Source organism: Dietzia sp. IBK-p2-16D (assembly GCF_057773085.1).
On record NZ_JBYMTL010000007.1, the window covers coordinates 159,437 to 184,748 of the forward strand.

Sequence of the window (25,312 nt, forward strand, 5' to 3'; positions counted from 1 at the left end):
GCCAACCCCGCCTCATGCGCCGGCCTCCCCTGCGGGGGCGGGCGCGGCCTCGGGTGGCGGTGGCGCCGGGTGCGGGGTCGACGGGGGCGACTGCGGCGGGGGTGGCGGTGGCGGGGCGAGCACGTCGCCGAGCCCGTCGCGGGCCGGCTCCACAGGTGGGGCGGGTACGCCCAGGATGGTATCGAGCGAGGCCAGCGACCCCTCGAACGGTGTGCCGATGAGCAGCGCGGTGTCCAGGATCGGCAGGCGCAGGTCGAGGATCACCGTGCCGTTGGCGTAGTCCCCGCGCACCGCGTTGCGGTAGGTGTCCAGCGGGAACGGGAAGGTGGCCAGGTAGCGCAGTGACTCGGTGAGCGAGTCCCCCGAATCCGCCAGTCCCTGCAGGACGGGGTCGAGGGACTCCAGGCCGGCGCGGAGGTCACCGCCAGAGGCCTCGACGACCCGGCCCGCGGTCGCGGTGACGGTGTCCACCGCGCGGGTCGCCTCGACGAGCCGCTGCCGACGCTGCGCGAGGACCTCCAGGGCGGGCCCGAGGTCGGCGACCCCGCCCTCTACCTCGTCGCTGCGGACCGCGAGCTCGGCCGAGAGCCTCTCCAGTGACTCCAACGCCACCACGATGTCCTCCTTCTGCGCCTCGAGCCCGGTGAGCAGCTCGCTGACGCGCCCCACCACCGCCCGGACCTCGTCGGTGCGGCCGGTCATCGCGACGTCGAGTTCCCCGAACACCTCGGCCGCCTGCGCCAGGCCGCTGCCGCCGAGCGCTGCGGCGAGCGTGGCCAGCGTCTGCTCGGTGGTGGGGTACCCGCCGCTGCGTTCCAACGGGACCAGGTCGCCGTCGGCGAGCGTGCCCTCGGCGGGTTCGCCCGGAGGCGCAGACAGCTCGAGGTGGGATGCACCGAGGAGACTGCTCTGCCCCACCCGGGCCGTGGCGTTGCGCGGCAGGCGGACCTCCCCGTCGAGGTCGACCGTCACCTCCGCGTACCCCGGGCCGAGGCCGATGTCGGCGATGCGGCCCACCGTCACGTCGCCGACCCGGACACGGGCATTGCGGTCCAGGGTGGTGACGTCGGCGAGCTGCACCGTCACCGAGTAACCGTCCGGCCCGCCCCCGGCCGTCCCGGGCAGCGGGAGACTGTTGAGCCCCGTCCAGTCGCAGCCGCTCATCGTCGTCGTCGACGCCACCACAAGCGCCACGGTCACGGCGCGCCGCCCGGTCACCGGACGCCCTCGGTGAGCAGGTCCGTCACGCCGGCGGGACCGACCGGAGCCGCGGTCGCGGGCCGCAGGTGGTCATGGGTGTAGTCGAGCTGGTGCGGCAGCGCGCCGACACCGCGACTGGGGTTGATCGCCACCGTCGGGTAGTCCACCGCCAACGCGGTGAGCGTGGGGCCGAGCAGACGCACGCACTCCTCGGACGCGGTGTGCACGTCGGTCTCCTCCGCGGCGGCGAGGGCGGAGCAGATGAACTGCATCGGGTTCGCGAAGTTGGTCAGCGCGAGAGACGAGATCACCGCGTTCTGCGACGGCTGGTAGATCCCCTGCAGGTTCGACAGCGCCGTGGGGGCCACGTGCAGGATCTGGGCGATGTCGTCGCGCTGCTCCGCGAGGACCCGCAACAGGTCGGTGGTCGTACGGGCGGTCTCGGTGGCCACCTGCCGGTTGTCGCGCACGAAGTCGCGGACCTCGTCGACAGCGAGGTCGAGCTCGGTGAGCGCCGGACCGATCTCACCGCGACCGCGGCCCACCGAGACGGTCACGGCCGCCATCACCTCGTTGAAGGTGGTGATCTGCTCGCCTGAGTCCTCCATCGCGGCGGTGAAGGCCTCGAGGTTGCGGACGGTGGCGAAGAGGTCGTCGCGGCCGTCGGAGACGGTCTGCAGCGCCGATCTGAGTTGGCGGACCGTGTCGCGGACGTCGTCGCCGCGATCGTCGAGCACCTCGTCCGCGGCGGCCACCGCACGACCGGCCGGGCCCGTCTCATCCCCTGGGCCCGGACCGAGCGTCCCGGACAGACGGTGCAGCTGGGTGATGAGCTCGTTCCACTCCACGGGCACGGCGGTGTGCTCGAGCCCGATGGTGGCGCCGGGCTCGGTGACCGGCCCGCCGGTGTAGGGCGGGCTGAGCTGGAGGAACCGGGCCGCGACGAGGGTGGGTGCCATGACGACCGCGTCCACCCCGGCGGGCAGGGGCTGATCGCGGCTGACGAGGAAGTCCACCACCACGCGGTCGCCACGCGGTTCGATGGCCGTCACCCGTCCGACGGGCACTCCCATCACCCGGACGTCGTCGCCGACGTAGAGACCGCGCGCCGAGACGAACTCGGCGGTGTAGGTCACCTGCGGGCGCCACGGCACCCGCAGGTCCACCAGGCCCGCGGCGAGCAGCAGCACGAGCAGTCCCGCCACCCACGGGGCGACGGTCGGGACGACGCGGCGGATCACCGCGGTCCCCCGGCCGGGACGGGCGGGGCGCCGATGCCCGCGCGGGTGAGGGCGTCGTTGAGGGCCGGCTCGATGACCTCGACCGGGAGCAGGTTCTGGATGTAGGAGTTGAAGAACGGCCCGGAGGCCACGGCCTCGCCCAGCTCGGTGGCGTACGGACCGAGCCGCCGGATCGCCTCCGCGAGCCCGTCCCGGTGCTCGAGGACCAGCTCCTGCAGGCCCGTGACCCGCTCGAGGGTCGGGGCGAGGGTGCGATCGTGGTCGCTGATCAGCCCCCGGATCTGGACGGTGAACGCCCGCAGGTCGCCGGCCAGGGTCTCCAGCGAGTCCTGCTCCTCGCGCAGCGCGGCCAACAGCACGCGGGCGTCGCGCAGCAACGTGTCGATCTCCCCGCCACGCCGGGCGAGCAGCCCGGAGAGGGTCTCGGCGTCCGCGAACAACTCGCGCAGGGCGGCGTCGCGCTCCGCGATCGAGGTGGACAACCGGCCGACCCCGTCGATCGCGGCGTCGACGTGCTCGGGCGCGCGGTCGAGGCTGTCGGTGACTGTGTCCAGGGCGAGCGCGAGCTGCTCCATGTGGATCTCCTCACCGGTCCGTCCGAGCCGGCCGAGGGTCTCGGCGAGGTTGTACGGCGCGGTGGTGCGGTCCAGGTCGAGCACCGCGCCGGCGTCCAGCACGCCGGGGCCCGCCGGCAGGACGCGCAGCTCCCGGGCGCCGAGCGCCGTGGCGGTGGCGATCTCCGCGCGGGTGTCCGAACCGAGGCCGAGCCCGCGGTCCACCGTGAAGTCGATGCGCACCGCGTCACCGTCGATCGCGATCCCCGTGACCCGCCCGGCGTCCTTACCGGCGATCCGCACCGGGTCGCCCACCCCGAGGCCGCCGGTGTCGACGAACCGTGCCGTGTACCCCACAGTCCGGTCGACGCCGGGCAGCGCCCGCAGAGTGAGTGCGGCGAGCACCACCACGGCGATGAGCACCGAGCCGATCAGGCCCACGAGGAGGGGGTTTCCGTCGCGCACTCGTCTGTGGATCCTCATGCCGGCGCGCACCGCCCGCCGTGCTGGGTGAACAGCGGGCTGGTGGTGGACCCACCCCGCAGATCCGAGACGCGGATCTGCAACCCGCACAGGTAGTAGTTGAAGAACCCGCCGTACGCGCCGAGCCGGGTCAACGACCGGTAGGTCTCCGGCAGCTCGGTGAGCAACTGGGTGAGGGTGTCGCGCCGCGAGTCCACCTGACGGGCCACCGCATCGACGCCGTCCATGTCCGCCCGCAGCGGCGGCCGGATGCCCTCGGCGAGCACGGACAAATCGGCGGCGGTGTCGTCGAGGTTCCGGGTGGCGGAGGCGACCGTGTCCGAGTCCGCGGCGAGCGCGGAGGTCAGTTCCCTCGCGTGGACCAGGGACTGCTCCATCGCCGGCTGCTGCCGCTCGAGGGTGTCGAGCACCTGTCCCAGGTGGGTGATGACCGAACCGATGACCCGGTCGCGGTCGGCCAGGTGGCCGGTGACCTCGCCGATCGCGCGCACGATGGCGCCGACGTCGTCCTGCTGCCCCTGCAGGACGGCGATCAGCTCGCCGCTGAGCCGGTTGACCTGGCCGGGTTCGAGCACCCGGAACAGCGGCTGGAAGCTGCCCACCAGCGCGTCGAGGTCCAGCGCCGGGGTGGTGCGGTCGAGCCCGATGGTGGCGCCCTCGGGGAGCGTCGAAGCATGGACGGGCGCGCCGTCCGAGCCGGCGGTCGCATCAGGCGGGTCCGTGCCGTCGGTCAGCTCGAGATAGCGGTCACCGACCAGGTTGAGGTACCGCACCGTGGCCCCGGTCGTGACGCGGGGCCGGTAGTCGTCGTGCAGGCTGAACCGCACGGTGACCAGGGGTGCACCCGCGGTCGCCTCCGCGCCCGCCCCGGCCCCGGGCGCGGTCTCCGGCGTGGTGAACTCCACCGAGTCCACACGGCCCACCTCCACGCCGTGCACGCGGACCGTCTCGCCTCGCTCGAGGCCGGAGACATCGGAGAACTCGGCGGCGTACGACGCCGACTCCCCGAACCGCACCTGCGCGAACACCACCCACAGCCCGGCCAGGACGAGCAGCATGACCAGGGTGTAGATCGCGGCCGGGATCGTCGATCCGGTGCGCCGGCGGTGGGGCCGCGGTGCCCGGTGCGTCCCCGACCCGGCCTGTTCCCGGCTCATCCCATCCCCTCCGTGAGCAGCACCCACAGCGGGGCCGCATCGAGTTCGGGCGAGGTGTTGCCGCGTTCGAAGGGGTTCATCCCGACGTCGGCCACGAGATAGTCCGCGTTGCCGTCCTCGGGCGTGCGCACGGGCAGCTCCCCGCACCGTGGACCCCCGCCGGCGCGCACCACGGGCAGGTCGTCCGGATAGCGGTACGGGTCGACGCCCAGCAGCAGGGTCGAGTTGAGCACCATCGAGTACCCGTTGGCCCCCGACGCCGGCTCCGCCAGCTGCCGTGCCCGGTCCGCGCCCCGGAAGAAGCACGGGATGGCCGGCGCGTAGTGCTCCAGCAGTTCGGCGGTGGGCCGCAGGTAGCCGACCGCGTCGGCGATCTCCTGCTCGTGGGGCTCCAGCAGGGCGTTGCCCTCGATGGCGACGCCGGCGATCGCCGGCAGCAGCACGTCGAGCGTGTCCGCCTGGTCGGTGAGGGTCCGCGCCGGCACCCGCAGGCCGCCCAGCGCGGAGACCAGTTCCGGGGCGGCCGCCGCGAGCCCGTCCGCCGCCGCGGCCCCCGCCCGCAGGTCACGCTGCAGCGAGCCCAGCTCCGGGGTGAGTGCCCCCGTGAACTCCGACAGCGCCACGGTCGCCTGCCCGATCTCCTCGCCCCGCCCCCGCACCCCCTGCGCGAGTGCACCCGTGACCGCGGCCGCCTTCTCGGGCTGCACGGCCACCATGACCTCCGTCAGCGACTGGAACACCGTCTGGGTCTCGGTGGTCACCGACTCCGCCCGGAGCGCGTCACCCGGGGCCAGCACGGCGGTGGCGGCGCGGACCTCGTCGTCGTCGTCATCCGAGAGCACCACCCGCTTGCCGCCGAACAGGGAGCTGGAGGTGATGTCCGCCGTCGTGTCGGCGGGCAGCGCCGACGAGTACTCGCGGTCGAGTTCGAGCTCGATGCGCGCGCCGTCGCCGTCGGGGTGGACCGAGGCCACCGTCCCGATCCGGACCCCGTGCCGCATGACCATCGCGCCCGGCTCCAGCACCAGCCCGGACCGGTCGGCGTGGAGGGTGAGGTCCATGGTGCGCGCCCACCCACCCCGGAAGGACACGGCGACGACGACGAGGACCGCCGTCACCAGAACGAGTGCCGCCAGCACGGTCAGCCGACCTGTCGCACGGGCACCCACGTCAGCCCGCCAGCCTCACGGTGGGCGCGTCGCCGTACAGGGCGAGCGAGATGAGCAGGGTCACCAGCACGACCGCGGTCAGGGACATGCGGACCGCCCGGCCGGTGGCCACGCCCACGCCCGAGGGACCGCCGGTGGCCGTGAAGCCGTAGTAGGTGTGGATGACCATCACCGTCAGAGCCATGGCGATCGCCTGCGCGAACGACCACACCACGTCCACAGGGTTGAGGAAGGTCTGGAAGTAGTGGTCGTAGACGCCCGGTGACTGGCCCAGCACCGCCACGGTCGCCACCCGGCTGGCCAGGAACGACGCGAGGACCGAGAGCGAGTACAACGGGATCACCGTGAGCAGACCGGCCACGATGCGGGTGCCCACGAGGTAGCGGACCGGGTCGACCGCCATCACCTCGAGGGCGTCGATCTCCTCGCTGATGCGCATCGCGCCCAGCTGCGCGGTGGTGCCGGCGCCGATGGTCGCGGCCAGCCCGACCCCGGCTGTGACCGGGGCGACCACCCGGATGTTGACGTACGCGGCGAGGAAGCCGGTGAGGGCCTCCACCCCGATGTCGCCGAGCGAGTTGTAGCCCTGGACCGCCACCGTGGCGCCGGCGAACAGGGTGATGAACCCGAGGATCGCCAGGCTGCCGCCGAACATCGCCAACACGCCCGTCCCCAGGCCGACCTCCGACGTCACCCGCAGCGTCTCGCGACCCTGGCGCACCGGTGCGGAGAGGGCGGCGCGCAGGGCGCGGCCGACGAAGAGCAGGGCGTCGCCGAGCTCGTCGACGCGCTCGAGCGGGCCGCGTCCGCCCATGCCGCGGTCGAGCGGGCCGCGCTGCCGCGTCCGGCGATGCTCCCCCGTGCCGCTGGCGCTCACCGGCCGGTCACCTGGATGCCGATCGCGGTGAGGACGAGGTTCGCCAGGAAGAGGGCGACGAACGAGAACACGACCGTCTCGTTGACCGCGTCGCCGACACTCTTGGGCCCGCCCGTCACCGCCAGGCCGCGGTAACAGGCGACCAGACCGGCGATGAGCCCGAACAGTGCGGCCTTGACCTCGGACAGGATGAGTTCGGCCGGACCGACGAGCAGCGTGACCCCGGCCGCGAACGCCCCGGGGTCGACGTGGTTGAGGTACACGGAGAACATGAACCCGCCGGCCAGGCCGATCGCGCAGACCGCCGCGTTGAGAGTGGCCGCCACCAGCGCCGAGGCCAGCGCCCGGGGCAGGACGAGGTGGGTCGCCGGGTCGAGTCCGAGGACCTCGAGCGCGGAGATCTCGTCCCGGATCGTGCGAGATCCGAGGTCGGCGGCCACCGCGGTCGCTCCGGTTCCCGCGACCACCAGCACCGTCACGAGCGGGCCGATCTGGGTGACCGCCCCCAGGCCCGCCCCGGCGCCCGCCATGTCGCTGGCACCGATCTCACCCAGCAGAGAGTTCAGGGTGAACACCACCAGCACGGTGAACGGGAGCGCCATGAGCACCGTGGGCACCAGGGAGACACGGGCGATGAACCAGTACTGGTCCACGAATTCCCGCCAGCGCCACGGACCGGTGACCATCCCGGCCAACGCGTCGAGGGACAGCGCGTAGAAGTCGCCGACAGACCGCACCGCGGTCGTCATCCGACCCACCATCGCCGCCCCCTTCCCGTGTGCGTGGCCGGCTCAGCGCGTTCCCACGCTGCGTGACCGAACCATACCTGAGGGTATTGTCGTGCGGGTGGGCTAGGTCACAGTGTGCTCCTGGCTGCCGTACCGCGCGTGCGAACGCGAGGGAATCCGTGCCCCCGGCCGCTCGTTGCGATGGCGTCTCGCCCTCGCCGCAGCCCCATCTCCCCCACAGCCGCGCCCGAACATGGCGTCTCGCAAGCCCCGAAGTGACGGCGAGACGCCATCGCGAGGAGCGGGTGCGTGGGGGGCGGGCATGCCGGCACGCGAGACGCCATCGGGAGGAGCGGCTGCGGACCGGGCGGCCGGCGACCGGGCGGCCGGCGGCTCACGGCATGCCGGGAAATGCGGAAAGGCCCCGCGTCCGGATAACCGGTCGCGGGGCCTTCCGCCGTACTGGTGGCGTCTCTCAGGCGAGCTGGTCAGCTCGCAGCGGAGTCGGCGCCTGCCTCGAGGAGCTTGGAGATCGCCGAGGAGTCGACCGGGATGCCGGGGCCGGTCGTGGTGGAGATGGTGATCTTCTGCAGGTAGCGGCCCTTGGAGGAGGACGGCTTGAGTCGCATGATCTCGTCGATCGCGGCCTGGTAGTTCTCCGTGAGCTGCTCGGTCGAGAACGACGCCTTGCCCACGATGAAGTGCAGGTTGTTGGCCTTGTCGGTGCGGAAGGTGATCTTGCCGCCCTTGATGTCGCCCACGGCCTTGGTGACGTCCATCGTGACGGTGCCCGTCTTGGGGTTGGGCATGAGACCACGCGGGCCGAGCACACGGGCCACACGGCCGACCTTGGCCATCTGGTCCGGGGTCGCGATCGCGGCGTCGAAGTCGAGCCAACCGCCCTGGATACGCTCGATGAGCTCCTCGGAGCCCACGGCGTCGGCGCCGGCGGCCTCGGCCTCGGTGGCCTTCTCGCCCGCGGCGAAGACGATGACGCGGGCGGTCTTACCGGTACCGTGCGGAAGGTTCACGGTGCCACGGACCATCTGGTCCGCCTTGCGGGAGTCGACGCCAAGTCGCATGGCGACCTCGACGGTGGAGTCCATCTTCGTCGAGCCGGTCTCCTTGGCCAGGGCCAGGGCGTCCAGAGGCGAGTACAGCTTGGTGCGGTCGACCTTCTCAGCTGCGGCCTTGAAGGCCTTGCTGTTCTTGCTCATGTCAGTTCCATTCCTGCCGCGTCGAACACGCGGCGGTCGGGTGTGGTGCGGGCCTGAGCTGCCCTCCCACAGTTACTTGGGGTGGCGGAGGTCAGGCCTCGACCGTGATGCCCATGGAACGGGCGGTGCCGGCGATGATCTTCGCGGCCTGGTCGACGTCGTTGGCGTTGAGGTCCTCCAACTTGGTCTGCGCGATCTCGCGGACCTGGTCCATGGAGACCTTGCCGACCTTGGCGGAGTGCGGGGTGCCGGAGCCCTTCTGCAGGCCGGCGGCCTTGAGCAGGAGCTTGGCGGCCGGCGGCGTCTTCAGCTTGAAGTCGAACGACCGGTCCTCGTAGACCGTGATCTCGACCGGCACGACGTTTCCGCGCTGGTTCTCGGTGGCGGCGTTGTAGGCCTTGCAGAACTCCATGATGTTGACACCATGGGCACCCAGAGCCGGACCGACCGGCGGGGCCGGGTTGGCTGCGCCGGCCTGGATCTGGAGCTTGATGAGCCCTGAGACCTTCTTCTTCTTCGGAGGCATCGTCTTCCTGATTCTTCGACTGGATCTCGGCTCCGCGCTGTACACGCGGGCGGCCGACTGTCGTGTGCGCCCCGTCCCCCACTCGACCCCGGAGGGCATGCGGGAACACAGGCGCAACCTTGGAGAGTCTACGCGCGCGGCGGGTCGGAACCCTAATCGCCGCCGCGGACCGTGCACACAGACGACCGACCCGCCCCACGCCGGGCGCGGGACGGGTCGGGCGTGGACGTGCTGCGGGTCAGTCGATCTTCTCGACCTGCGTGAAGCCGAGCTCCACCGGGGTCTCGCGGCCGAAGATCGACACCAGGACCTTGAGCTTCTGCGCGGCGGGGTCCACCTCGGAGATCGAGGCGGGCAGGGTCGCGAACGGGCCGTCCATGACGGTGACCGACTCGCCGACCGCGAACTCCACCTCGACGTTCTGCGGGGCGAAGCCCTGATCGTCGGCGGTGCCCGCGGCGACGGACTTCTTCTCGGGCTTGGGGGCCAGGAACTTGGCCACGTCGCTCAGTGAGAGCGGCGTCGGGCTGCCGGAGGCGCCGCCGGTCGCGCTGACGAACCCCGTGACGCCGGGGGTGTTGCGCACGACGCCCCACGACTCGTCGTCGAGTTCCATGCGCACCAGCACGTAGCCGGGCAGGACCTTGCGGTTGGCGACCTTCTTCTGGCCGTTCTTGACCTCGGTGAACTCCTCCACGGGGACCTCGACCTGGAAGATCTTGTCCTCGGCGCCCAGCGTCACGGCGCGGGTCTCGAGGTTGGCCTTCACCTTGTTCTCGTACCCGGCGTAGGAGTGGATGACGAACCAGTCGCCGGGGAGCTTGCGCAGCTGACGCTTGAACGCGATGATCGGGTCGATCGCGGGCGCGGCCTCCTCGGCCGGGGCCTCGGCGGACTCATCGGTGGCCTCGAGCGCCGACTCGGCGAGCTCGTCCTCCGCAGCGGTCTCGTCGCCCTCGGGGATGGTCTCACCCTCGACGTCCTCGTCGAGCGCCGTCTCGACGGCGTCGGTGTCAACGGCGTCGGTGTCGGCGTCAACAGCGTCCGCGCCAGCAGCGTCGGTGTCAGCAGTATCGGCGGGATCCGCAGCCGTGTCACCGAGCGCCGCGTCCGCCTCGGTCGCGGCCTGCTCGGCGCCCTCGGCCTCGGGGCTCTGATCGATGTCGCTCACGGAAATGCGGTCCTCTCGGGTTTCGGCGGTCCGGATCTCGCCCCGGACCCCAGCGGCAGGTCTCTAGCGGTCGAAGACGAGCTCGACGAGCTTGCCCGCGCCGAAGTCGACGCCCGAGACCAGCGCGGTCATGAAGATGAGGAACAGGAACACCACGATGGTGTAGGTGACCATCTGGTTCCGCGTCGGCCAGATGACCTTACGGAGCTCGTCCACGACCTGCTTGATGTACTGGAACGGATTCGCGCGGTCAGTCCGCGTGTCCTCCGGCTTGTCCGCGTCCGTGCGGACCCGGCCCGCCACGGCGGTGTCGCCGCGGCCGGCCTTACCGGTGGGGACGGCAGCGGCGGCGTCGGAATCGCGGACGCCGCTGATGTCGACGTCGTCGTCGCGATCCTGGCTCACGCGGCTACCTCCGGGTCGTCTGGCTTGCGGTAAGTGCAGGGGCGACAGGACTTGAACCTGCAACCTGCGGTTTTGGAGACCGCTGCTCTGCCAATTGAGCTACGCCCCTTCGGCCGGTCACCCGGCCACCCGTGCCCTCCCGCGCCTGCGGGCCGCACGAACGCCTCGACTCTACAGTGTCGGCGACTGCCCGGGGCAGCGCGGTCCGCGACCGCGTTCGGTCGGGCGTCCCAGTATACGACAGCGTTGCCGGTGGCCCGAAATCGTGCGTCGTCACCCGGCGAGGGAGACCGTGACGATCGCCTTGCCGAACACCTTCGACCCGCCACAGGTCACGGCGAGCGCGACGTCCGCGGTCGATCCGTCCTCGGCCACCTTCCTCACCGTCCCCGCCACCTCGAGCCGGGCGGGCTCGTCGGCAGGGACGACCACGGGCCCGGCGAACCGGAACGAGGTCGCCACCACGCGGTCGGCTCCCCCGGCCCACTCGGCCACGACCCCGATCGCCAGCGCGGAGGTGAGCATCCCGTGCGCCACCACCCCGGGCAGGCCGAGCGCCCGCGCCGCGTCGTCGTCCAGGTGGATGGGGTTGTGGTCCCCCGACGCCTCGGCGTAGCGACGCAGGTCGTCCCGCGAGATCGGCAGGGTCCGCGACGGCAGGACGTCCCCGGTGGCCGCGGTCCTCGTCGTCGTCGTCATGTCCTGTCCGTCCTTGCCCTGTCCGTCCTCGTCCCGGTCGGTCATTCCTCCACCTCCGCGGTGAGCAGCGCACTGGTCAGGGTCTGGACCGGCTCGCCGTCGGCATCGCGCAGCACCGTGTCGAACCCGATCATCCGCCCGCCGCGCGCCGACCGCACCCCGGTGACCGTGGCGGTGGCGGTGAGGACGTCGCCGACACGGATCGGCCGGTGATGCTCGCTGGACTGCGCGGTGTGGAGGGTGCGCGCGAGGTCGATGCGCAGAGCGGGGTGCTCCATCACCGCGCGTTGGACCGGCGCGGTCAGGGCGGCCGCGAGGGTGACGGGGACCTGGTCGGTCGGCGCGCCCACCGCCCCGGCGAAGCGCGTCACCACCGCGTCGGTGACCGTGACCGGATCCCCGACGACGACGAGGTCATCAGCGTTGTCTGTGCTCACAGGCGCCGACGCTACCCGAGGGCGAGTCCGCCGAACCGCCGATACGAGTCGTCCCCGCCTCCTACGGTGGGGGCAGTCGAGCAGGGAGTGCGATGTGAGCCACGACGAGCCGGCCCCGCAGGCCGGGCAGGAGAAAGCTGGGCGGTCGCCGGGCGGACCCGGCGGAGACGCCCCCACACCGGTGGAGGGGCACGGCGGCTCGCACGCCACGGCCGTCGCCGCCGCGCACGGGGTGCGGACGATGTTCACGCTCTCCGGGGCGCACGTGTTCCCCATGTACGACGCCGCGGAGAAGGAGGACCACGGCGTCGCACTGCTGGACGTGCGGCACGAGCAGACGGCCGCGTTCGCCGCCGAGGCCACCGGCAAGCTCACCCGCTCCCCCGGCCTGGCCGTCCTCACCGCCGGCCCGGGCGTGACCAACGGCGTGTCCGCGCTGGCGCAGGCGTCGTTCTCGGGCGCGCCGATGGTGGTGCTCGGCGGACGCGCACCGGCCGGCCGCTGGGGCACCGGCAGCCTGCAGGAGTTCGACCACGTCCCGGTGGTACGGCCGGTGACCGTGTCCGCCGAGACCGCCCGGGACACCTCCGACATCGCCGCCGCCACCCACCGCGCGTTCACCGCCGCCCGCACCGCGCACCGCGGGCCGGCGTTCCTCGACGTGCACATGGACCACTTCTTCGACCGGTGCTCCTCGGTCCGCCCGGGCCCCGGTCTCGCCGACGACGGCTCCCCCGCCGCCGCGCCGGACCGCTCCCCCGACACCGACGCCGTCGACCGGATCGCCGACCTGCTGGTCGGCGCCGAGCGGCCCGTCCTGGTGCTGGGCTCCGACGTGTGGGCCGACCGGGGCGAGGACGCCGCGCTGCGGTGCGTCGAGTCCCTGGGCCTGCCCGTCATCCCCAACGGCATGGGTCGCGGGATCGTCCCAGCCGGGCACCGGCTGCTGGTGACCAAAGCGCGCGGGCTGGCGTTCGGTGCGGCCGACGTGGTGGTCGTGGTGGGCACGCCCCTGGACTTCCGGCTCGGCTACGGCGTGTTCGGCGGCAAGGAGGGCGCGACGCCGGCGACCGTGGTGCACATCGCCGACTCCCCCGGCCAACTCGGTCACCACGCCTCCCCGGCCGTGGCCACTGCGGGCGACCTGGGGCTCGTGCTGGACGCGGTGGTCGAGGCCGTGCAGCGCCGGTCGGGGGCTCCCCGCCCGGACTGGTCGACCTGGGCGGCCACGCTGCGGGAGAAGGCCGACGCCACCCATGCCGCCGACCTTCAGCTCCTCGGAGCCTCGGCCGACCCCGTCCATCCCGCCCGGATCTACGGCGAGCTGCTACCGCGGCTGGCCGAGGACGCCGTGGTGATCGGCGACGGCGGCGACTTCGTGTCCTACGCCGGCAAGTTCATCGAACCCGCCCGGCCCGGCAACTGGCTGGACCCCGGCCCGTTCGGGTGCCTGGGTGCGGGGCTGGGCGCGGCGATCGCGGCCCGCATCGCCCGGCCGTCCAGCCAGGTGGTGCTGCTGCTGGGCGACGGCGCCGCTGGGTTCTCCCTCATCGACGTGGACACCCTCGTGCGGCACAAGCTGCCCGTGGTGATGGTGATGGGCAACAACGGGGCGTGGGGCCTGGAGAAGGGGCCCATGCAGATGCTCTACGGCTACGACGTGATCGCCGACCTCGCACCGCGGACCCGCTACGACGAGGTGGTCAAGGCCCTCGGCGGGGCCGGCGAGATGGTCACCGATCCCGCGCAGATCGGCCCGGCGCTGGACCGGGCGTTCGCCAGCGGCGTGCCGTACCTGGTCAATGTGGTCACCGACGTGGAGGCCATGTATCCCCGCTCGACATTCGGAGTCTGAACTGACGTGATCAACCCTGATTTCCCGTTGTGGCTACGTGCCTCCCACCTGATCAACTTCATCCTGATCGGCATGTTGCTCCGCTCTGGCTGGGAGATCCTTTCCTCGATGCCGCGGTTGTGGTGGCGCAACGACTGCAAGCCCGGGACCGAGTGGTTGCGCTTCACCCGCCGGAAACTGCCACGGGAGGAGGGCGTGTACACCTCCCTGATGGACGAGAAATCCCTGTCACCGTTGATCGGCCTACCGGGTCGGGAGAACATCGGGCTGGGCCGGCACTGGCACGGGATCTCGGTGATGCTGTGGGTGCTCAACGGCCTGGTGTACGTGGTGCTGCTGTTCGCGACCGGACTGTGGCGCCGCATCATCCCCACCTCGTGGAGCGTGTTCGGCGAGGCGTGGGAGTCGATCCGGATGTACCTCGGGTTCCGGGCTCCGGCGATCGAACACTTCGACCCGTATGACGCCGCACAGATGCTGGCCTACACCGCCGTCATCTTCGTCCTCGCTCCGCTGCTCATCCTCACCGGCGTGGCGATGGCGCCGGCGGTGCGGTCGCGGTTCCCCTGGTACGTCAAGCTCTGGGGTGGCCACCAGGGTGCCCGGTCGCTGCACTTCATCCTCATGGTGCTCATCTCGGCGTTCATCGTCATGCATGTCGGGCTGGTGTTCCTGGTGCACGCCGAGCACAACGTGGTGCACATGGTGTTCGGCACCACCGACACGGCACGATCCGCCCAGGCCTTCACCATCACGATCGCCACCGTCGTGGCCGTGGTCCTGTTCTGGATCGCCCTGAGTTACTGGTCGCTGGCCGACCGCGCCCGGGCGCAGCGGTTCACCGCCGGGGTGTCCGAGATCGGCCGCCGCCTCTTCCTCAACCGGATGCGACCGCGGATGGGGCGGCAGAACACCTACACCGACGACGACATCTCCGAGTTCCACTGGACCAACGGCCTGCCGCCCACCGAGGACGAGTCGCCGGAGTGGGTGGCGGCGGCCCGGGATGACGACTGGTCGGGTTACACCGTGACCATCGGCGACGACCTCTCGGGCGCGGCGAAGACCCTTACCCTCGACGATCTCGCGGAGCTTCCGCGCACCTCCTACGTGGCCGTGCACACCTGCATGCAGGGCTGGTCCGCCACGTCCCGGTGGACCGGAGTGCGGCTGCGCGACCTGCTCGGCCCCAGGCCCGAAGGTGCGAACTACGTGCTGATCGACTCCTACGGATTGGCCCAGAAGATGTACGACAACCGGCCGCGGGAGCCGTTCTACGCGGTCCTGGACCTCGAAACGGTCTACGAGGACGACACGATCCTGGCCTATGAGCGCAACGGGAACCCCGTCGAGACCCACCTCGGCGCCCCGGCACGCCTGCGGGTGGAGTCCAACCACGGGTACAAGCACGTCAAGTGGGTGCGCTCGATCCGGTGGATAGCTGACTACGCCGAGTACGGTGACGGCCGTGGCGGGACCCGCGAGGATTCCGCGCTGCAGGCGTTCAACGGAAGGATCTGACGTGCCCGAGATCGTGTCGTGCCGCTTCGAGGTCAGCGGGGTCCGGACCGACAGAGACGTCAAGAAGGCGCTGCAGGCGCTCTACGACATCTTCGCCGAGCACGGACTGGGCCAGGCGACCTTCGAGCTCACCGGAGCCGAACACGCGCAGCTGCACGTCAAACACCCGGACACGGTCCGCCCCGACCCGGCGATCATCGACCGCGCCCTCGCTCGGGCCGGAGATTTCCGCGTCGTCTCCTCCCGGCTCCACTCGCCGGACTGAACCGACCGCCACGAGAAGAGTCCCGGTCATGACCCGCAACCCCGTCCGGCGCAACTGCGCCCATCCCCATTCCTGCTCGGACGAGACCCGGCTGCGGGTCCTGGCCGAGTCACCGCTGACCGGCGAGCTGACCCCGGCCGAACACCGTGACCTGAACAGACACCTGTCCGCCTGGTCCTGGGCGGAGGGCGATCCGCTGATGCTCGCCGGGGATGAGCTGCACGGCTCCTACCTGGTGGTCTCGGGCCGCGTGCGGGTCACCCGTGACACCGTCGAGGGACACGAGATCACGGTCGACATCGCCGCCCCGGGAGATCCCGTGGGCCCGCTGCGCTCCGAGACCGACACCGCGATCGATTCGGCCTGGGCGATGGAGACCACCTGTGCGTTGTTCCTCCCCGCCGAGGCCCTGGCGGAGGTCGTCGGGAACCACCCCCGCTTCGCGCTCGCGGTGCTGCAGCAGCAGCAGGAGCGCCTCGAGCAGGCGCGTGAGCGGGAGATCGGGCACGCCACCCGCTCGGTGGAGCAGCGGGTTGGTTCGGTGCTGCGGTACCTCGACGACAAACTCGGCAGTAGACAACGGGACGGTGCGAGCCTGCTCCAGGTCCGACTGCGACGCGACGACATCGCGGGACTCGCCGGCACGACGGTCGAGTCCGCCTCCCGCGTGATGGCCCGCCTCAAGAAAGCGGGCGTCATCGACTCCGGCCGCGAATGGGTGTCGATCCTCGACCACGCCGCACTCGATCGGGTGATCGACGGAAAATAGCCGCTCACCTCGAGTTCTTCGTTGATTGACCGGGGTCAAGGAAGTCCGCTTCCGCTCCTCCTAACGTAAGTGGTGCACGTAGGGAACGTGCAAGAACCACAGACTCGAAGGAGAGGGATCACCATGAGTGTCCGCGAACAGGTCAAGAGCATCGTCCTGCGTTCGGACGAATTCTCGTGCCCGTCGTGCATCGCGAAGATCGAGAACAAGTTGAACGATCTGGACGGTGTCGAGTCCGCTGAGGTCAAGTTCGCCTCCGGACGGGTTCTGGTCGACTACGACCCCGCGAAGGTCTCGGTACGTGACCTCGTCGCAGCGGTCGCCGAGGTCGGCTACGCGGTCAAGCCGTCGGCGTTCTGACGCGACCGCACCGACCGCACGTCAGACGAGGAGAACAGGCAATGTTGAAGTCATGGAGAACCTGGGGCGTGGTCGCTGCCTCCGGTCTGCTCATCATCGCGTCGTGGCTGGTCGGGCGGCTGACCTCGGCCGAGACGGTCGCGGACGGGCTGATGATCGCCGCCGCCGTCGTGGCCGGCTACCGGATCGCCGTCTCGGCGGTCCAGGCACTGCGCGTCCGGATGGTGTCGATCGACCTGCTCGTCGTGGTCGCGGCCGTCGGCGCGATGTTCATCGACAACTACTGGGAGTCGGCCGCGGTCACCTTCCTGTTCGCCCTCGGCAAGGCGCTGGAGCGGGCGACCCTCAACCGCACCCGGCGGGCCCTGTCCGACCTCGTCGATTCGGCACCCGAGACCGCCACCGTCCTGCGTGACGGCGAGCCGGAGGTCGTCGAGGTGTGGGAACTCGAACCCGGCGACATCGTGGTGGTGCGCAACGGCGAGCAGATCCCCGTCGACGGCCGCGTCATCTCCGGCAACGGCGGCGTGGACGAGGCCACCATCACCGGCGAGTCCGTCCCGGCGGAGAAGTCCGAGGGCTCCGAGGTCTTCGCCGGAACCTGGCTGCGCTCGGGAGTCCTGCGGGTCGAGGCCATCGGCATCGGGGCGGACACCACCCTGGCCCGGATCGTCCACCGCGTCGAGGACGCCCAGGACGACAAGGCCCGCACCCAGACCTTCATGGAGAAATTCTCCCGCTGGTACACCCCCGCGGTGATGCTCGCGGCGCTGATCGTAGGCCTGCTGCCCTGGTCACTGGTCGCCACCATGGACAACCTCGAATTGGCGCTGACCCTGCTGGTGATCGGCTGCCCCGGCGCCCTGGTGATCTCGATCCCCGTCTCGATCGTGGCCGGCATCGGCCGCTCCGCCAGGGACGGCGTCCTCATCAAGGGCGGCGAATACCTCGAGAGTTCGGCGAGGGTCGACGCGGTCGTCGTCGACAAGACCGGCACCCTCACCAACGGCCGACCGGTGCTGACCGACGTCGACATACTCGACGACGACTATTCGCGTGAGCAGGTCCTCCTGCTGGCCGCCCGCGCCGAGACCGCGTCCGAGCACCCGCTCGCCGAGGCGATCATCTCGGGTGCCCGGGAGGCCGGACTGGAGATCGACCTGGTCGAGGCGGCCGAGCCCGTCGCCGGCAAGGGCATCCGCGCCGAGGTGGATGGCCGAGTGGTCGCGGTGGGCTCCGCGGATCTCCTCGACCACCGGCCTGACAACGCACGGATCCTCGAGCTCAACGAGCAGGGCAGGACCGCGATGTTCGTCGGGGTCGATGGCCGGGCGATCGGCATCGTCGCGGTGGCCGACACCATCCGGGACGACGCCCCGGCCGCGATCCGTGCCCTGCATGACGCCGGGATCCGGGTGGTCATGGCGACCGGGGATGCCGAGCGGGTGGCCCGCAACGTCGGCACCGAGCTCGGGGTCGACGAGATCCGCGCCGAGCTGATGCCGGAGGACAAGGTCGAGATCGTGAGGGAGCTGCAATCCCGCGGTCACACCGTGGCCATGGTCGGCGACGGGGTCAACGACACCCCGGCACTGGCACTGGCCGACATCGGGGTGGCGATGGGGGCCGCCGGATCCCCCGCCGCGATCGAGACCGCCGACATCGCGCTGATGGCCGATCGGCTCCCCCGCCTGCCGTATGCGCTGGGCCTGGCCAAGCGGACCGTCCGGACCATGCGGATCAACATCGCGATCGCCCTGGTGACCGTTGCCGCCCTGCTGGCGGGACTGTTCCTGGGTGGGGTGACCATGTCGGTCGGCATGCTGGTCCACGAGGTGTCCGTCCTCGCGGTCATCGCGATCGCCATGCTGCTCCTGCGACCCACCCTCGCACAGGGCGGGGCGGAGGCGCCGCGACGGGAAAAGAGTCTCGACCTCGGAGCCGGGGATCAGGCGACGGTCAGGGTCTGATCCGGCAGCGTGTGACCACCGGGCGGGCTCGAGCCCGGGTCCGAGAGAGGTGAGGCGTACGACGAAGGCCGCCCGCGGCGAGCGGGCGGCCTTCGTGTTGAGAGTACCGGTGGGGGGACTCGATCCCCCGACCTCACGATTATGAGTCGTGCGCTCTAACCAGCTGAGCTACACCGGCATGCCCTGCCAGTCGGGCGATCGAGCCGCCCCGCACAGTGCGAGCCCCCTGTCGGAATCGAACCGACGACCTTTTCCTTACCATGGAAACGCTCTGCCGACTGAGCTAAGGGGGCGGGCCGCGCTTCGCTGTTGGTCTCCCAACCGCTTGGCGCGTAAGCCTTTAGCAGATTACACACACCGCCGAACACGGCACAAATCGCCCGGTAGGACGCGGATCCGCCGGGCCCACTGGCAGGATGGCCGGATGCGCATCTCCGTGGTGATCCCCGTCCTCGACGACGCCCGCGAACTCGAGGGATGCCTGGCCGCGCTCGCCACTCAGACGCGCCTGCCCGACGAGGTCGTGGTGGTGGACAACGGGTGCACGGACGACAGCGTGGCCGTCGCACTCGGCGCGGACCCCCGGGTGGCCGCCCGGGTGGTCGCAGAACCGGTCCGTGGCATCCCCGCGGCGGCCGCGACCGGTTACGACTCCGCGGCGGGCGACATCATTGCCCGACTGGACGCCGACTCCCGGCCCGGCCCGGAGTGGGTCTCCCGGATCGAGGCCGCGTTCGTCGCCGACGCCGAGCTCGCCGCCCTCTCCGGCCCGGGCGAGTTCATCGGGTTGACGGGGTGGCGGGCCCGCGCCGCGACGCTGCTGTACATGGACGCGTTCTTCGTCTCCGTCGGCGCCGCGATGGCACACCCGGTCCTGTTCGGTTCGAACCTGGCGATGCGTCGCGAGGCGTGGGAGCAGGTCCGCGACGGGGTCAACCGAACCGACCCGGAACTGCACGACGACATCGACCTGTCGTTCCAGTTCGGGGCCGACGATCGCCTGCTGGTCGACCGCTCGCTGACCGTGGGGATCTCCGCCCGGCCCTTCGACGACCCCGCGGCCATGCGGCGGCGCTTCTCGCGGGCGTTCCGGACGATCTTCCGCAACTGGCGCACGAGCCCGCCGTCGCAGCGCTGGATAGAGCGCGTCCGACGCTGACCCGGCCGGGCAAGTCCGTCAGCGAGCACACCACCAGCACATCCGGCACCGGATGCGCTGCGCCGTTGACCTGTGATGCCGGAATGCTCGACTATCGACGGGTTGCGCTGGCAGGAGGGACCATACCGGCAGCGCGAGCCGACGAGGCAGCACACCTGGCAGCACATGCGCTGCCCGACTGATCGCCCGGCTCACGCCCAGACGAGCACCGACCAGAGGATGAGCTGGGTGACGCAGAACCCGGCCAGCATGTTGAGCACCAGGAAGCGCTTCCAGCCCTCGTTGGTCGCCTCGGCGGTGGTGTCGGTGACCCGCGTGTAGGCGGCCACGGTGGCGAGGTACGGCAGGATCGCGAACGCCGCCCCCGACGCGGGCCACGGCGCGGCGATCAGCAGCACCAGTACCGCGGCGGCGTAGCAGGCCAGCGCGAACCACACGGCTGCCCGCGCGCCGAGGACGGTGGCGACCGATTTCAGGCCGGCCTCGCGGTCGAAGCGCACGTCCTGCACGGCGCCGAACGCCTGGGACGCCGCGCCCCAGAGCATGAACGCGATCAGGCACGCCCACACCCCACCCCCGAGGTCCGCGCCGGCGATGGTCCAGCCGACGATCGCCGGGGAGACGAAGTGGAACGCCGAGGTCACCGAGTCCAGGAACGGGATCTCCTTGAACCGCAGACCCTTGGCGCTGTAGGCGATCACCGCGAACGCGCTCGCCGCCAGCCACAGCGACGACTCGAGCGTCCCGACCACCACGAGGTAGACCAGGAACGGCACGGTCGTCACGGCCGAGGCCACGAGCGTCGCCGTGTGCCGCGATCGTTCCAGCACCGAGCCCTCCACGCCGCCCTTGCGGGGGTTGCGCAGGTCCGACTCGTAGTCGAAGACGTCGTTGATGCCGTACATCGCGAGGTTGTACGGCACCAGGAAGAAGATCGTGCCGATCACGCCCAGCAGGTCGAAGCCGCCCGTGGCCAGGAAGTACGCCAGCGCGAACGGGGCGGCGGTGTTCACCCACGAGACCGGGCGGGACGACCAGAAGAGGGTGGTGAGCAGACCCGGTGTCGCCGGCCGCTCGGGGGTGCGGACCTTGTCGTCGTCGTCCTCCCCCGGCTCCGGGGTGCCCGCCAGCGCCGCGTCCCCGCGGCCCGACACCGTCGGGCTGCCCGCCACGGCACCGGCCCGCGGCCGGGCGGTGAGCACGAACCAGACCGAGGGCATGAACACGGCCACGGCCACGGCGTAGGCGAAGTCCTCGATGGGGGCCACGCCCAGGCGGATGCCGCTGGTCAGCGCGTCGTCGTAGGCCACGAGCCCGGCGGAGATCATGATGTTGTCGAAGATCGCCGTGAGGACGAGCAGCACCACGAGCGAGCCGCCGACCCCGGTCAGCCAGCGTCGACGCTCGGGCCCCCGCAGGCGCCACAGCGCGATGAGCGCGGCGGCCACCACGGGGATGGCCATCGTGAAGTTGATGGTCGAGTAGATGCTCACGAGCGCGCCCCCGCCCCGTCGTTCTGTGCGCCGCCGGACCGCGCGCCCCGCCGCGCCGAGACGTGCTCGACGGCCGTGACCACGCCCGTCGCACACACCAGTGCGAGGTGCGACAGGAACGCGAGGAAGACGACCTCCTCGAGCGGGATCTCCGGCGCGACCAGGAGGCCGGTCATGAAGTCGGTCTGCCCGCGGAAGAACACCCCGCTGCGCACCCCGAGCACATCCCAGGTGAGCAGCAGGGCCACCGCCGCGGTCACGGTGAGGGCGGTCGCGGCCGGCGCGCGGAACGCCGCGAGCTTCCACCGGTGGTCGATGACGAGGATGCCGGCGAACGAGATGACCTGGACCGCCAGGTAGGCCAGTCCGATCACCGGTCGAACACCGAGCCCCGATCGAACACCGTGCCCCCGCCGGGCTCGGCCACGGGCGCGGTGCTCGTGTCCCCGCGCACGTGCTTGAGGATCAACTCGGCGCTGATGAGGCACATCGGCAGCCCGATCCCGGGGATGGTCGAGGCGCCGGCGTAGTACAGCCCGTCGACGTGCTTGCTGACGTTGCGGGTGCGGAAGAACGCGCTCTGCGCCAGCGTGTGCGCGGGCCCGAGGGCGGTGCCCCGCCACGCGCCGAGGTCGTCCTCGAGGTCGGCGGGCGCGATGGTGCGGCGCACGACGATCCGCTCGGCCAGGTCGTCGATGCCGGTCCAGTCGGCGATCTGGGCGATGGCCTGGTCGGCGGCCGCCTCGATCGCCGCGTCCCCCGCACCGTCCACGCCGCCGTGACCGAGGGCGGGGTCGGCGGGGATGGGGACCAGGACGAAGAGGTTCTCGTGCCCCTCCGGGGCGATGCCCGCGTCCGGGTCGGTGTCGGTGGCGCTGGGGCGGCACACGTAGAGCGACGCCGGGTCGGGGATGTGGGGCTTCTCGCCGAAGATGGCGTCGAACCCCTCCTCCCACCGGTCGGTGAACAGCAGCGTGTGATGGGCCAGTTGCGGCAGCTCACCGCGCACACCGAGCAGCATGAGCAGCGCGCCGGGCCCGGGGGTCTTCGAATCCCAGTAGGACTGTGGGTAGGTGCGGAGGTGGTCGGGCAGCCACCGGGTCTCGAGGTGGTGGAGGTCCGCGGCCCCGACGACGAGGTCGGCCGGAAGCGTCCGCTCCTCCCCTGCCCGGTCGCGCACCCGGACGCCCCTCACCCGGGCCGTGGAGCGGCGGGACCCGCGACCGCGGGCGCCCTCTGATGTGGTGACCAGTTCGATCGCCTCGGTGCCCGTGTGGACGGCCACCCCCTGCTGCTCGGCGACCCGGCGGACCGCGGCGATCACCTCGGTGAATCCCCCTCGCGGGTAGAGGACACCGTCGGTGAGGTCGAGGTGGCTCATGAGGTGGTAGATCGACGGCGCCAGGTACGGCGAGGAGCCCAGGAACACCGCGGGGTAGCCGAGGATCTGCTGGATGCGGCGGTCGCTGAACCGGCGGGCCACGAACGAGTGCAGCGGCTGGACGAGGCGCGCGACCAGCGAGCCGGCGCGGGCCAGCACGTCGGGGCGAACCAGGGCCGGGTACGACGTGAAGTTGGTGTAGAGGAACCGCTTCAAGGCGAGGTCATAGGTGGTCCGCGCCGAGTCGAGGTAGGTGCCGAGCACGCGGCCGGCGCCCGGCTCGAGCGACTCGAACAGCGCTGTCGAGGCGGCGCGGTCCGAGCGGACGTCGACCGACTCGGGCCGGTTCTCGAAGTACACGCGGTACCCGGGGTCCAGGCGCACCAGGTCCAGCTGCTCGTCGGCCGAGGTGCCGCAGAGACGGAAGAAGTGGTCGAACACCTCCGGCATGAGGTACCAGGACGGCCCGGTGTCGAAGCGGAACCCGCGCGCCGACCAGCTCCCGGCGCGCCCGCCGACGGAGTCGGTGGCCTCGACCAGGGTGACGTCGCGGCCCTCGTGGGCCAGCAGCGCGGCGGTCGCCAGGCCGGCGATGCCGCCGCCCACGACCACGACCGGCCCCTCCGGGGCGTGCCTGCGGCTCATCGGGCCACCGCCCGACCACGACCGGCCGCAGCGCGGCCGATCACCACGAGCTTGACCGGATCCGGCACCCGCACCCGGCCCGCGCTCACCCCGGACGCCCCGGCCGCCCGCAGGCGGTCGTTGAGTTCCGCGAACAGGTCGTGGGCGGCGGCCACCGCCAGCCGGTCGCGGCCCGGGATCCGGTGGATCGCCGCCCGCGCGATGCGCAGGTCCGCGTCCACGTCGTCGGCCAACTCGCTCACGTCCTTCTCCGTCAGTGCCCGCGGGTCACGGCCCGGCAGGTAGTTGCGACCGAGGTCCGTGAAGTCTTCCCGGATGTCCCGGAGGAAGTTCACCTTCTGGAACGCCGCACCGAGTGCGCGCGCTCCGGCGGCCATCTCGTCGTCGTCGCCCAGTCCCCCACCGTCGAACGTCCGCAGACACATCTCCCCGATGACCTCCGCCGACCCGTGGATGTACCGGCGCAGCGACTCCTCGGTGTGCTCGGTGACGTCGATGTCGGCCTCCATCGAGTCGTAGAACGGATCCACCAGGCGCGCGTCGATCCCGAACCGCCGCGCGGTGTCGGCGAAGGCGTGCGTCACCGGATCGGGGTCCAGGCCACGCTCGATCGCGCGGTGCGTCCGGCGGCGCGCCTCGGCGATGAGCTCACGCGCGGCGACCGGGTCGTCCATCGCCCCGTCGACGACCTCGTCCCCGACCCGCGCCCACGCGTAGATCGCGGCGACGTGCGGGCGGGTGGCGGGTGCGAGCAGTCGGCAGGCCAGTGCGAACGACGTGGAGTACCGACGCAGGATCACCTCGCTGCACCGGCGGGCGGCGTCGGTGAACTCCGCGTGGGGGCTCTGCTGGGTCATCGGGTCCTCTCCAGGGCGGTGGCCAGGTGGGGGCCGAGCGCGGCCCGGACGTCATGGGGCACTGCCGGGGAGTCCAGCGCGGCGCGGGCGGCGGTGATGAGGTCCTCGGCGATGCCCACCGCGTGCTCGCGGGCACCGCACTCGCGCAACAGCTCACGCGCGGTGTCGGGGTCGGGCGTGTGGCCGTTCATCGTCGCGGGGTCGGCGGCCGGGCGTCCCAGGGCGGCATCGATCCGCGGCCAGGCGTCGGTGGTGGCGGCGAAGGCCAGCAGGACGGTCGGTGCGCGCCGGAGCAGATCGCCCTCGTTGGACTTGCCGGTCACGGCCGGGTCCCCGAACACACCCAGCACGTCGTCGATCACCTGGTACGCGGTCCCCAGGTGGCGGCCCACCTCGTGCAGGGGGTCGATGGCCTCGTCGGACGCGCCGGCGAGCACCGCGCCCAGGACCAGGGGCAGACACACGGAGTAGGCGGCGGTCTTGGCCGCGCCGATCGCCAACGCCCGCTCACGGTCGGCGGGCTCGCGCTCGACGGCGCCGTGGACGTCGGCGTACTCCCCGGCGATCGAGGCCACGACCGCGCTCTGCACCTCGTCGAGCACACGGTGCAGGACCGGCGCGGGGACGGGCAGTCGAGCGAACCCGGCCATCGCGGCCACGAGCAGCAGGTCGCCGCCGAGCAGCCCGCCGACCTGCCCGACGTGACGCGCGGTCTCGGTGCCGAGGCCTGACTCGACGGCCCGCGCGGTGGTGCGCCCCTGCAGGTTGGGCTGGCCGCGGCGCTGGTCGTCCCCGTCCGCCAGGTCGTCGTGGACGAGGAACGCCTCGTGCAGCAACTCCAACGCCTGCCCGGCGGCCCTCCGCACGGCCTCGTCGCGCCCTCCGGCCGAGGAGTAGACGGCGTCGAAGAGCGCCGAGCGCATCCCCTTGCCGGAACGGGTGGTCCGCCCCAGGTCATCGACCCACTCGTCCACCGCCGAGCCCAGTCCCGCCGGCAGATCGTGGGAGGTCATCCGATGTGCGGCGGTCATCGAAAGGAGTGTCATGTCCGGTAGTTCGGAGCCGGGGCCGTCGTGGATACGTCTCACCTCGATTCTCGTCGACGAGATGCGCCCGTGGCAGGTCGTGTGGTCGTGACGCTGGCGTCCGCGCGTGTTCACATTTTCACGGATC

General features: G+C 71.5%; 25 protein-coding genes and 3 tRNA genes. 7 read left to right on the forward strand and 21 right to left on the reverse strand.

Annotated features, from left to right (window positions below):
* Window positions 1-12 precede the first annotated feature (12 nt).
* From AC3DE3_RS15065 to hadA, 14 genes are all read right to left on the reverse strand, one after another.
* Window positions 13-1,218, reverse strand: a complete 1,206-nt coding sequence (locus AC3DE3_RS15065) for an MCE family protein (RefSeq protein WP_488370498.1) — start codon at window positions 1,216-1,218, stop codon at window positions 13-15.
* Complete coding sequence (locus tag AC3DE3_RS15070; protein WP_488370499.1) at window positions 1,215-2,441, reverse strand: MCE family protein; 1,227 nt, start codon at window positions 2,439-2,441, stop codon at window positions 1,215-1,217. The genes AC3DE3_RS15065 and AC3DE3_RS15070 overlap by 4 nt, the downstream gene beginning before the upstream one ends.
* Window positions 2,438-3,460 (reverse strand): MCE family protein, encoded by a 1,023-nt coding sequence (locus AC3DE3_RS15075; protein WP_260488517.1) that lies wholly within the window; start codon window positions 3,458-3,460, stop codon window positions 2,438-2,440. The genes AC3DE3_RS15070 and AC3DE3_RS15075 overlap by 4 nt, the downstream gene beginning before the upstream one ends.
* Before the next feature lie 14 nt (window positions 3,461-3,474).
* Window positions 3,475-4,635: an MCE family protein gene (locus AC3DE3_RS15080; protein ID WP_488370500.1), complete on the reverse strand. Its 1,161-nt coding sequence runs from the start codon at window positions 4,633-4,635 to the stop codon at window positions 3,475-3,477.
* Complete coding sequence (locus tag AC3DE3_RS15085; protein WP_488370501.1) at window positions 4,632-5,804, reverse strand: MCE family protein; 1,173 nt, start codon at window positions 5,802-5,804, stop codon at window positions 4,632-4,634. Before AC3DE3_RS15085 ends, AC3DE3_RS15080 begins: the two co-directional genes overlap by 4 nt.
* 1 nt (window position 5,805) lies before the next feature.
* Window positions 5,806-6,681, reverse strand: coding sequence for an MlaE family ABC transporter permease (locus AC3DE3_RS15090; protein ID WP_488370502.1), 876 nt, complete (start codon window positions 6,679-6,681; stop codon window positions 5,806-5,808).
* On the reverse strand, window positions 6,678-7,430 hold the full coding sequence (locus AC3DE3_RS15095) for an MlaE family ABC transporter permease (protein WP_488370503.1): 753 nt from the start codon (window positions 7,428-7,430) through the stop codon (window positions 6,678-6,680). Before AC3DE3_RS15095 ends, AC3DE3_RS15090 begins: the two co-directional genes overlap by 4 nt.
* A 467-nt stretch (window positions 7,431-7,897) precedes the next feature.
* Complete coding sequence (gene rplA, locus AC3DE3_RS15100; RefSeq protein ID WP_260488523.1) at window positions 7,898-8,626, reverse strand: 50S ribosomal protein L1; 729 nt, start codon at window positions 8,624-8,626, stop codon at window positions 7,898-7,900.
* 91 nt (window positions 8,627-8,717) lie between these two features.
* Window positions 8,718-9,152, reverse strand: a complete 435-nt coding sequence (gene rplK / locus AC3DE3_RS15105) for a 50S ribosomal protein L11 (RefSeq protein ID WP_260488524.1) — start codon at window positions 9,150-9,152, stop codon at window positions 8,718-8,720.
* A 238-nt stretch (window positions 9,153-9,390) separates the two neighbouring features.
* Window positions 9,391-10,323, reverse strand: a complete 933-nt coding sequence (nusG, locus tag AC3DE3_RS15110) for a transcription termination/antitermination protein NusG (protein WP_488370504.1) — start codon at window positions 10,321-10,323, stop codon at window positions 9,391-9,393.
* Between the two features lie 63 nt (window positions 10,324-10,386).
* Window positions 10,387-10,728 (reverse strand): preprotein translocase subunit SecE, encoded by a 342-nt coding sequence (gene secE / locus AC3DE3_RS15115; protein WP_260488526.1) that lies wholly within the window; start codon window positions 10,726-10,728, stop codon window positions 10,387-10,389.
* 36 nt (window positions 10,729-10,764) lie between these two features.
* A tRNA-Trp gene (locus AC3DE3_RS15120) sits at window positions 10,765-10,837 on the reverse strand.
* A gap of 164 nt (window positions 10,838-11,001) precedes the next feature.
* The gene (locus AC3DE3_RS15125) at window positions 11,002-11,472 is read right to left on the reverse strand and encodes a MaoC/PaaZ C-terminal domain-containing protein (protein WP_488370505.1); all 471 of its coding nucleotides are present in this window, start codon (window positions 11,470-11,472) and stop codon (window positions 11,002-11,004) included.
* Entirely contained in the window at window positions 11,469-11,864 is a 396-nt protein-coding gene (gene hadA, locus AC3DE3_RS15130) for a (3R)-hydroxyacyl-ACP dehydratase subunit HadA (RefSeq protein ID WP_260488528.1), read from the reverse strand. The genes AC3DE3_RS15125 and hadA overlap by 4 nt, the downstream gene beginning before the upstream one ends.
* A gap of 181 nt (window positions 11,865-12,045) precedes the next feature.
* Here hadA and AC3DE3_RS15135 point away from each other — a divergent pair, with 181 nt between their 5' ends.
* From AC3DE3_RS15135 to AC3DE3_RS15160, 6 genes are all read left to right on the forward strand, one after another.
* Window positions 12,046-13,719, forward strand: a complete 1,674-nt coding sequence (locus AC3DE3_RS15135; RefSeq protein ID WP_488370562.1) for an acetolactate synthase — start codon at window positions 12,046-12,048, stop codon at window positions 13,717-13,719.
* 6 nt (window positions 13,720-13,725) lie between these two features.
* Complete coding sequence (locus AC3DE3_RS15140) at window positions 13,726-15,240, forward strand: molybdopterin-dependent oxidoreductase (RefSeq protein WP_488370506.1); 1,515 nt, start codon at window positions 13,726-13,728, stop codon at window positions 15,238-15,240.
* A 1-nt stretch (window position 15,241) separates the two neighbouring features.
* Complete coding sequence (locus AC3DE3_RS15145; protein WP_260488531.1) at window positions 15,242-15,505, forward strand: hypothetical protein; 264 nt, start codon at window positions 15,242-15,244, stop codon at window positions 15,503-15,505.
* A 28-nt stretch (window positions 15,506-15,533) separates the two neighbouring features.
* On the forward strand, window positions 15,534-16,274 hold the full coding sequence (locus AC3DE3_RS15150; RefSeq protein ID WP_488370507.1) for a Crp/Fnr family transcriptional regulator: 741 nt from the start codon (window positions 15,534-15,536) through the stop codon (window positions 16,272-16,274).
* Window positions 16,275-16,397: 123 nt separating this feature from the next.
* On the forward strand, window positions 16,398-16,634 hold the full coding sequence (locus AC3DE3_RS15155; RefSeq protein WP_260488533.1) for a heavy-metal-associated domain-containing protein: 237 nt from the start codon (window positions 16,398-16,400) through the stop codon (window positions 16,632-16,634).
* A 44-nt stretch (window positions 16,635-16,678) separates the two neighbouring features.
* A complete protein-coding gene (locus AC3DE3_RS15160) occupies window positions 16,679-18,604 on the forward strand; it encodes a heavy metal translocating P-type ATPase (RefSeq protein WP_488370563.1) in 1,926 nt (641 codons plus the stop codon).
* A gap of 104 nt (window positions 18,605-18,708) precedes the next feature.
* Here AC3DE3_RS15160 and AC3DE3_RS15165 read toward each other — a convergent pair.
* Both AC3DE3_RS15165 and AC3DE3_RS15170 read right to left on the reverse strand, forming a co-directional pair.
* Window positions 18,709-18,782 (reverse strand) — tRNA-Met (locus AC3DE3_RS15165).
* A 42-nt stretch (window positions 18,783-18,824) separates the two neighbouring features.
* Window positions 18,825-18,897 (reverse strand) — tRNA-Thr (locus AC3DE3_RS15170).
* Window positions 18,898-19,028: 131 nt separating this feature from the next.
* Between AC3DE3_RS15170 and AC3DE3_RS15175 the strand changes: the two genes are divergently transcribed.
* Entirely contained in the window at window positions 19,029-19,763 is a 735-nt protein-coding gene (locus AC3DE3_RS15175; protein ID WP_488370508.1) for a glycosyltransferase family 2 protein, read from the forward strand.
* A gap of 191 nt (window positions 19,764-19,954) precedes the next feature.
* Here the strand turns inward: AC3DE3_RS15175 and AC3DE3_RS15180 are convergent, their stop codons facing one another.
* From AC3DE3_RS15180 to AC3DE3_RS15200, 5 genes are read right to left on the reverse strand one after another with little or no spacing between them, the layout of a single operon-like run.
* The gene (locus AC3DE3_RS15180) at window positions 19,955-21,256 is read right to left on the reverse strand and encodes a prenyltransferase (RefSeq protein WP_312027447.1); all 1,302 of its coding nucleotides are present in this window, start codon (window positions 21,254-21,256) and stop codon (window positions 19,955-19,957) included.
* Complete coding sequence (locus tag AC3DE3_RS15185; RefSeq protein WP_260488535.1) at window positions 21,253-21,630, reverse strand: lycopene cyclase domain-containing protein; 378 nt, start codon at window positions 21,628-21,630, stop codon at window positions 21,253-21,255. Before AC3DE3_RS15185 ends, AC3DE3_RS15180 begins: the two co-directional genes overlap by 4 nt.
* Window positions 21,627-23,282, reverse strand: a complete 1,656-nt coding sequence (crtI, locus tag AC3DE3_RS15190; RefSeq protein WP_488370509.1) for a phytoene desaturase family protein — start codon at window positions 23,280-23,282, stop codon at window positions 21,627-21,629. The genes AC3DE3_RS15185 and crtI overlap by 4 nt, the downstream gene beginning before the upstream one ends.
* On the reverse strand, window positions 23,279-24,139 hold the full coding sequence (locus tag AC3DE3_RS15195; RefSeq protein WP_488370510.1) for a phytoene/squalene synthase family protein: 861 nt from the start codon (window positions 24,137-24,139) through the stop codon (window positions 23,279-23,281). Before AC3DE3_RS15195 ends, crtI begins: the two co-directional genes overlap by 4 nt.
* A complete protein-coding gene (locus AC3DE3_RS15200) occupies window positions 24,136-25,170 on the reverse strand; it encodes a polyprenyl synthetase family protein (RefSeq protein WP_488370511.1) in 1,035 nt (344 codons plus the stop codon). The genes AC3DE3_RS15195 and AC3DE3_RS15200 overlap by 4 nt, the downstream gene beginning before the upstream one ends.
* Window positions 25,171-25,312 lie beyond the last annotated feature (142 nt).